At 64.1% G+C, this 7,759-nt stretch carries 2 protein-coding genes and 2 pseudogenes; all 4 read right to left on the bottom strand.

What is annotated here, in order from left to right; all coding sequences use genetic code 11:
* Positions 1-822 precede the first annotated feature (822 nt).
* The gene (locus AC07DW_RS32720) at positions 823-5,919 is read right to left on the bottom strand and encodes an RHS repeat domain-containing protein (protein ID WP_478861273.1); all 5,097 of its coding nucleotides are present in this window, start codon (positions 5,917-5,919) and stop codon (positions 823-825) included.
* A gap of 381 nt (positions 5,920-6,300) precedes the next feature.
* Positions 6,301-6,735, bottom strand: a pseudogene (locus AC07DW_RS32715) (transposase); the annotation flags it as partial.
* A pseudogene (locus AC07DW_RS32710) lies at positions 6,705-6,847 on the bottom strand (IS110 family transposase); the annotation flags it as partial. The pseudogenes AC07DW_RS32715 and AC07DW_RS32710, both read right to left, overlap by 31 nt.
* 395 nt (positions 6,848-7,242) lie before the next feature.
* Positions 7,243-7,470: a transposase gene (locus tag AC07DW_RS32705; protein ID WP_478861274.1), complete on the bottom strand. Its 228-nt coding sequence runs from the start codon at positions 7,468-7,470 to the stop codon at positions 7,243-7,245.
* Positions 7,471-7,759 lie beyond the last annotated feature (289 nt).

The following is a 7,759-nucleotide window of genomic DNA, read 5'->3' as shown; positions in this document are numbered from 1 at the left end:
AGGCAGAGCCGTAGACGGTGACGTGGAAGGCAGAGCGGGCGGTGACGTGGAAGGCAGAGCCGTAGACGGTGACGTGGAAGGCAGAGCGGGCGGTGTTGTTGCGCCTGGTGGGACCAGTTCGATGAGGGCTGGCGCGATCGTGCATGTTGGTTTCGGAGCAGGTTGAGCGTTGAGGCCGTAAGCGGGCACATCCAGTATGAACACTGCAGCCGGGGCTGACACGAGGACGCGGATGACCGCAAGTTTCTTCATCGACTGCCTTCCTGCGGCTGGCCTACCATCGAGGATTACTTCGATGGTGGGGGGAGGGCTTCATCGGCGCATCCGGGGACCCACTGCCTGGGGGATCCATACGGCTGACTGAGCCGCACTGTGCCCGCGTCTCAGCGTCTTGACGGCGGCCGGTAGGGTGCGGCTGCACAGGCGTCCCGGGAATGCTGGCCGGGCCCAGCCCGCAGACGTCGGGGGCCGTCATGCCCGGAGCGGAGTGGGCGTGGTGAACCTGCGGCCCGCTCATCGCCGGTTGCTGATGGGCCCCCCTGTAACCTGACGCGCGAACAGAGCCGCCGGAGCGGGGCTTGCTCGTGATGACCGGTCCCGGCTGGCTGGCTCGTCCCGGCCCCGGTCCGCCACCGTGTCCCGTCGATGAGCTGCCGCCTGTTCCAAACCGGCGGTCTTCCCGGCTTCCTGCCCTTCGGCAGCAACGGCTTTAACCGGGCGCACTCTGCATCTGTCAGATCTCCACGCGTCACAGTGCATGATCACACCGATCAAGATCCGCTTGCGCAACAGACCTTAGCTACCTAGCAGGCAGGCAGGCGATCAGATTCCTCCTGTCACGGCATCCTTCAAAATATCCCACACTCTGATTTTTTGGTTTTTCGCCGTTTCCTTGCCTGCTGCAATCAGGGTCAGGATTTCTTTATCCTGTACAGTTTGGGTGAATTCCTCTGGCGTCATCTTTACGAGGTTCAACATGGCATCCGAGGGATTCTGCTGAGGGGCAAGCGTCGTGCCGTTAATATTTTGCATTTGCTGCTTGAATTCCGAGAGTTGCTGGTCGTAGTACTTGGCCATTTCATACGTCTTCTCACCGAGCTTCCGGTAAGTTTTACTGGTGTCAGTCCGGAGAATCGGTGTGACTTCGGCCCAAAGATCGACAAGTTGTGACAGGTTTTTCGAATAGTTTTGCACGACGGGTTCGATCTCGCTCAATTGTACATTTTTTTGCAATTTAAATTCCGCCACGCTCCTCAACGATTGTTCCATTTCTCCGTTCTTTGCCAGGGCGGCACTGGTGATAGATTTTACTGAATTCCGTGCCACGAACCTGGCTGCCGTGGCGGAGGCCAGGCCCACTCCAGCGAGAACACCTCCGGTGATCGTCATCGCCTGTTCGATTGCGGGGTCGTCGCCCAGGACCCCCGTTAGGCTGTGAACGATGTTGAGGCTGTCCATTGCAATGCCCGCCACGTCGGCGCCGAGGGCGAGCATGGTTATCGGCAGGGCTGGTCCAAGCGGGGGGAAAGCGAGGGTTGCAGCGAGGATGATCAGCGACAAGCCCAACAAGACGCTGTCAAAAATGATGTCGTACCGTGCGGTGGTGCCGGTGGGGTCGGTCTTCATGACGGGATTGGTGTCAAAGGCCAGGTACCGGTTGTGCATGGGTGCTTTGTCGCGGGTGGTGAACCGGTGCTGACTCGGGTCATAGAGCCGGTTCTTTAGGTATTGCGTGCCGGTAGTGGGATCGGTGTACTCGCCGGCGTAGGTGAACAGGTTGGTGCGGGCGCTCGCGGCTGCCGTGCCGGGAGGCAGGACGTGCCCTGTGTGGGTGGTGTGCTGGCCGTAGTCGGCGTAGTGCCAGGCGGCGTTTACCGTGCCGCCGCTGGTGGTGAGGACAGTGGTGTTGCCGTGACGGTCGTGGTGGAGGTAGCCACCGCCCGTGGTGTTCGCCGTCTGGGCGGTTTGGGCCGCGGCTGCAGAGGTATCCGCCTCACCGGTGGTGAGGGTGCGGGCTTCGCGAGTGGTGCCCTGCAGGTAGGACGCGGTGACCGTGCCGCCTTCCGCCCCTGTGGTGTGGGTGTCGTTGGCGACGGCTCCGGTGGTGGGGTCGTAATAGAATCCGGTCACCGCTGCATTCGTGCCCTCGCCTGTGGTGGCGGATTTGCGGGTGCCGTCGGCCCAGTAGGCAAAGGACGTCGTGATGCCGTCGGGGGTGGTAACAGTGACGGGCTGGCTGCGGGCGTTGTAGGTCCAGGTGTTGCCCCGGTGGTCCTTTAGCAGGTTCCCGGCAGAGTCCCATTCCTGGGTCTTCTTTTCCCCGTCGACTGTGAGGGAGATAAGGCGTCCGGCCTTATCGATGGCGAACTCGGTGGCCGTCTTCTTTCCGTCTTGATCGTGCCGGGCAGTTTCACGGCGGGTGACGTCGCCGGAGACGTTCAGGGTGTAGGCGGTTTCGGTGATCGGCTCACCCTTGTCGTTCTTCACCAGTGAGTGGATCAGCCGGTCATATGCATCATACCGGTAGGCCGTGGTGGTCGACACGTTGCTCACGGCGCCGTGGTCGTCTTTCACCACCGTGCCGGTCTCCTCCACGGCGGGCCGGGTGTCGGTCCGCTCGGCCAGGCTGCCGTGGGAGTTGTAGGCGTAGGATGCCTCACTCACCAGGGAGCCGTCCGCCCGCGTGGTCTTCTCACTGCTCACCTGGTTGGCGTCCGTAAATGTGTAGGCGGTGGCAATCCCGTTGCCTCGCTGCACCTTCTCCACGCGCCCCAGGCTGTCATAGGAGTAGGACACCTCGGCCAGGGTTTTTCCTGCGGCGTCAGTCTGCCTGGCCGCTTTCATTGTTCCGTCAGCAGCGTTGTAGGTGTAGACCGTCTTCGCACCGGCGGTGTCGACTGACGCGGTCAGCTGCCCGTGGTCGTTGAACTCCTGGGCCAATGACTTGCCGTCGGGGTAGTCAACTTTGGTGATCTTGCCGTCTGCGTTGTACGCGTAGGAGATGAGGGTGCCCGCCTTGTCGGCTGGGTCAAACGTCTCCAGCACCCGGCCCGTCGCCGCGTCGTAGGTGTAGGCAGTCTTCCCGCCCTTCTTCTGGTCCGCCGACGTCGTCGAGGTTTCCCTGACCCGTCCGGTGGCCGTGTCATAGGCGGTGGTGGTGACGCTTCCGTCCGGGGATGTTGCCCTCTCCACCTGGCCCTCGGGGGTGTAGGCGTAGGTGGTGATCCCGCCGGCAGGGTCCTTCTCCTCCACCACACGCCCCGCGTTGTCCCGCTTCACTGCGACACCTGGCCGCTTTTCATCACCCGAGCCCAGGATCTTAACGGCCGGCCCGCCGGTCAGGTCCGCATGCGGCTCAGCCCTGATCTCCTGGCCGGGGAACGCGTCAGGCGCAGTCGGCACAAGGGTTGCAGACTCCACCGTGCCGCCAGGGCCGTAGGCCAGACGGGTCGCTACATCATCAGCCACCTCTTCCCTCTGACGCCCGAGCCCGTCAAATGACTGAGCAGTTCCGGCCCCTGGGGTGCCGTCGCGATGACTGGTTGTTGTGGCGACGGTGCGGTCGGCGTCATCGAGCTTTTCAGTGTTGACGGTCACTGCCCTGGCCGGGTCGGTGTCGCCCGCGGGTAGCATCGCGGTGGTTTTGGTGTGGGCAACGTCGTCGTAAGACATCAGCTGGGTCATGCCGTTGGCGGCGACTACCTTGACGGGCCGGCCCATCGCATCCTTTGTGGTGACGGTCTTACGTCCCCCGCCGTCGGTGACGGTCGCGGTCAGCCCGTCCGGGCTGTACTCCACGCGCTGCAGAGCCCGCGCTCTGGCATTGTGCGTGATCTTGCCGCCGGTGATGTTGTCGGTCTTCGCCACGACCCGGCCGAGCTGGTCGCGGGTTTCCACGGTGACGTGGCCGTCCGGCGTGGTGACGGTGGTGGATGTGGGGGTGTGCGCGGTCGTGGTGGTCAGCCCGTCCGGGGAAATCTCCTTGATCATCCGGCCTGCATCGTCATACACCTTCTTTATCGCACGGCCGCCAGCGTCTACTGTTTCGACGACTTCTCCGGTGGCCAGGTCGGTGACCTGTTTGACCGTGTTGGCCGGGGTGGTCACGGCGTCGGTGCGCGTGTGTGCGGCCGTGTCGATGGTCGTGGTGTAGGTCTCGGCCAGCTTTTCCGGCCCGTTGTCGCCCTCTGGGCGCGCGTCCTGCGCCCATGATATCGATTTAGCCTTCAGATCGCCGTGCTCGCCGGTTTCGAAATTGGTGGTGGTGCGGGCTCTCGGGGTTTCGCCCCTGTCGTTGGCGACCGACTGGGTGGTAGCGGCGGTGTACTTGCCGTCTTCGGTGAGCTGGTTCTCGGTGACCGCGACGGTGCCGTCACTGCCGGTGGTCGTCGCTTTCAAGATGTTGCCGTAGGGGCCGTATTCGGTGCGGGTCACGGCGCCGCTTACATCGGTGCGTTCGGTCGGGCGGCCGTGGTCGTCGAAGCGGGCAGTCTCATTCGTGGTGCGGGATTTGCCGTTCCGCCCTACATGCACCACCGAGGCCTGCTCGGGCTTGGCGTAGTTTGCCGGCAGTGCGGACGGGGAGGGCGGGGTTTCGTCCTTCTCCCCGGCATAGTCCAGCTCCTGCCGCTGCACACTCACCCGGTGGTCCCCGGCCACCAGGAACGTCTCCCGCTCCTGCAGCAGATGCAGCTTGTTATAGGTGGAGCGCACCACCGACACCCCATCGGACAACTCCGTCACATACCGGTAGCCCTGCGCGGCAGCGTCCGCCGCGTCAAACAGACCGAACGTGGTGTGCTGATACCGTGGGAAACCTACGTGATTATGGAGTTCCCCCCCCACCGGCACGAGGGAGAAGGACTTGGGAGCGACCAGGTCCCTGCCCGTGGTGTCGGTGACACGGACGCTCCTGACGACAGACATGCCGGCCGCTCTTTGGTAGTCCACCAGGGTCTTCGCCCCCGATGGGGTGACAATTTCGGACAGCACAGGTTTGTTCCCGGTCTCTGTCGTGGAGCGGTACCCCAAGGTGGTGACCTGCCCCACCGGGTCGGTCACCGAAACCAGCCGACCGCCCTCGATCTTCAGCTGCATCTTCGGCACGCGGCCATCGGACCGCTTCGGTGAGGTCACGGTCAGCCCCGTGGCGGTAGGCGTCAGGGCCGCGTTCTGGCCGTAGGTGTCCACTACTGCCGCAAGCCGGTGCCCTGACCGCCACACCCAGTCCACCCGGTTCTTCCCCGACCGGTCCGTTCGCGCCAGCAGATCCCCCTCCAGCGAGAAGTAATCCGTCCGCCCGTCGTCATAAGACAGGGTGAATGCATACGGCCGCACCTGCCCGAGCCCATCTCGGGCAGGCAGGGTGCCCGTTGTGCGCCCGAAGTGCAGGTCCTTCAGCGGATACCGCTTGAGACCGGTCGCAGATGCCTCATCGGTCTCGAACATGCCGCCTGACGCCGGATATACCCGCGCTCCGCCCTCAGTCTCCACAAATGAGGTTCCCAGCGTCACCCCGGCACCCAAACCATGCCGGTCTATACCCTCAGCCGCCAGCTGCTGGTCATACCGCAAGCTCACCGAGGCGTCCAGGCCCGCACGCCCGCTCAGCGACACCAGCGGCATGGTCATTCGCCACAAACCTGTCCGCTCATCCACCGCCCCGGCCGCCACCTCCCCCAGCGGTACCGACCCCGAAACCCCCGCCGCCCCGCCATCTCCGGCCTCAGCCGCCGCAGCAGACACCACCGGCACCGCCGACACCGCCATCACCACAGCCGTTGCCAGCGCGACCCGGCGCACGCCACTGCCCACCCCGGGCAAGGCGGCAACCAGACGACGAAGACGCCCGGTGCCTCGGCGACGGACAGCAGCACCGGAAGCAGACATATGAACCCCAAGAATCGAGTTTGCGAACATACCCCCTATTAAGACAAACCCGCCCAACGCCGTCTCCGCACTCCCCCGACCGGTCACCCGCCTGACTACCGATCGCCACCTTCTGGGTCCACAGCCTCTGTGAAACTCCCAGCCTGCGAGGTCGGACGCGGTGTGGGCGGCTGACGCCATGGCGGCTCTGTGGGTCCCGTTCGGCGCGGGGTGCTGTCGCCGACGGAGCGGCCCGCCGCGGGACCACATGAACAGGACCCCGCGCTCGAGCCACTGCAGGCCAAAGCAGTCGTGCCTGCGGGCACCCGGGGTGCCCGGGGACACAGCGCCATTCCGATCGGGGATCAAGTGAATTTCCGGCCCCGACTTGCCGCAGCCCGTCGGATCCGGTTCCGTACTGACTTCGGCTGGTCAGGGTGACTTTGGGTCGGGAGCCAGGCCGGTGCCGGCTATGAAGCCGTGGGGGGAGTCTGGGCGGCATTGAAGGCGTTTGAGCCGGTTGCGGACAAGTGCTTCAAGTCGGTCCAGGACGGTCACGGGCGGGGCTGGCCAGGCTTCGTTTGACGTGCGCCCGTACCCCTTCGAAAGGGCGAGGTCCCGGCGAGTAGACGGGCAGCAGGAATACCGTCAGCCATTCACGCTTGGCGATCAGCTCACGCATAGCCTGGGAGACGTGGGTGCCAGCCGGTCCGGCACCAGCACCACCGGCGCCCTGACGAGCTGGTGGACACGGTCGATCAGCGCGATGAAGTCCCGCTCGCCCACGCTGCGGCGTTTTCCTCTGCCCGCGGGCGGGTGCCCCCACATGGGTTGGGTCAAGGTGATGGGGCGCGTCGGGGTTCCTGGAAGGTGCCGTCTCGGAGCATGGCGAAGAGGACGTCGGCTCGTCGTCGGGCAGGCCGAGGAGAGCTTGAGTGTGGTGATTTCCCTGGTTGATCTTCTTGTCGTAGTTGGGCCTGAGCATCGACCGAAATGGCTGTCCCCGCCCCTGCGACGTGACGAGCCAAGCCAGTACCTGTTCCGTCAGCCGAATGCCTTGTGTACGATTTCAATTCCCCGCGCCGCTGGGCCGTCACAGACTTCGGCCGTGAGCGCCAGTCGTAGTAGCCGGATTTCGACACGCCGCGTCGTTCATACCCGAACTCGACAGGATAGGCGAACTCCTCGGTGTCGAGCCGCATCGTTTCGATGAACTCGTATTTGTCGGCTACCGGGGATCCTGCGCGAAGTACGCCGCGGCTTTTTCCAGGAAGTTGACTTCCATTTCCAGCTTGCGGTTGCGCCGTTCGAGCTCCTTCAGGCGCGCCCGCTCGCTCACCGCCGCTCCGTTCCCGGCGCCGGTTCTTGCTTTCTCTAATACTTCTTCACCCAGCCACGAAGGGTCTCCGGGTTCATTTCGAGTTCTCGGCTTACTTCAGAGATCATTTTACTCGACCGCAGCGCGATCTGGACAGCTTCCTCACGGAACTCCCGCAAGTATTTCTTCGTGGCGCCACTTCTCCCTCGTCTCTGGTTGAGAGTGATCCTATTGATTCCCTGCCCGGAAACTTCGAGGCACCTCAGTGGACAGGGCCAGGCCACCACGGACACCAGCGCAGCTGCCGCCAGGTGAACCCGAGGCGGCTACAAAAGGTGATCATCGTCAGGCGCTCACGACCCCCGCCCGCCGTCGGTCACCGCCTTGCGGACGTACGACCTCGGGACCACCCGCCAAAGCAGCGCACACAACTCGTCCGGCACCAACGGGGTTCAGCACTTCCACCATGCACTGCTCAACCCCGGGTATTCAGCGGAATTGGGTGATCTGACGGCCTGGTAGCAGAAAGGTGCCGCTGGCCTGCAAGGATGCGAGTGTCGGGGTCGTATCCGC

The organism is Streptomyces sp. NPDC045701 (assembly GCF_056432045.1).
The sequence above is the reverse complement of the archived record's forward strand: the minus strand, read 5'-3'. Positions and strand labels throughout refer to the sequence as shown.